This window comes from Corynebacterium sp. HMSC074A09, from assembly GCF_001811545.1.
In the GTDB taxonomy this organism is placed as follows: domain Bacteria; phylum Actinomycetota; class Actinomycetes; order Mycobacteriales; family Mycobacteriaceae; genus Corynebacterium; species Corynebacterium hiratae.
This window is the reverse complement of the sequence record NZ_KV805120.1, coordinates 1-955: the sequence shown is the minus strand read 5'-3', so window position 1 is coordinate 955 and position 955 is coordinate 1. Positions and strand designations below refer to the sequence as shown.

The 955-nt window shown below is 54.2% G+C and carries 1 protein-coding gene; it reads left to right on the top strand.

Going from position 1 to position 955, the window contains the following annotated elements; all coding sequences use genetic code 11:
- Positions 1-17 precede the first annotated feature (17 nt).
- On the top strand, positions 18-955 hold a 938-nt coding region (locus HMPREF2807_RS02320; RefSeq protein ID WP_158010521.1), incomplete at its 3' end, for an integrase core domain-containing protein.

The following is a 955-nucleotide window of genomic DNA, read 5'->3' as shown; positions in this document are numbered from 1 at the left end:
GGCGGTGGAATAGCCGGATGGCTATTCCATTGCATAAGCGTAGAAAGGTCGCAGATTTCGATCCCGTTCGTGACGGCAAGACGGTCACACAGTTTTGCAAAGAATTAGGAATCTCGCGGCAGACGTACCACAACATCAAAAGCCGGATAGCGCAGAAGGGTCGCGCAGGTATTGTGCCTGATTCGACTGCCCCGAAGAATCCGATGAAGAAATTTGACGAGGCCGATAAAATCGCAGTCGTCCACGCCAGACAGGAGTTGATGGAGCAAGGCTTGGATTATGGGCCTTGGTCGATCTACTACTTCTTGTTTGACACTTCAGGCCCAGATTCCACCCCATCGCGTTCTACAATCGCCTCGTGGCTTCATGAGCTGGGATTTGTTGATGCCAATGCCCGCAAACGCCCCCGCAGCTCCTATAAGCGCTTCGCCCGTGATCTCGTCGGTGAACTCTGGCAAATCGATGGACTGGTCTATCGCCTCTTTGACCATGCCCACACGCATGTCACGATTTACCAGATTATCGATGATGCCAGCAGATTCGATGTCGGAACCACAGCGTTCGCTCTGCCAGAAAACGGTACTGATGCGCGCGCCGTACTGGCCGCAGCGTTCGCTGCCTACGGCAAACCTCAAGAAATCCTTTCCGACAATGGCGATGCGTTCGCCACCTATCACCGTGGTTTTCTCTCTGCTACTGAAACTTGGCTCGCTAGCCAAGGTGTTCTTGCTATTGCTGGTTTCGCCCCGACAACCCAGGGAAAAGACGAACGCTCTCACCGCACGTTGACCCAGTTCCTCGATGCACGCCACCCAGTCAGCCTTGCTGAGGTCAACACATATCTGGCTGAATATCGTCAGGTCTACAACGAGCGACGACGGCACCAATCACTGCTGGTCGGCAAAATGCACATCACACCACGCCAGGCCTTCGATACCTTCCCCAAGGCACCATC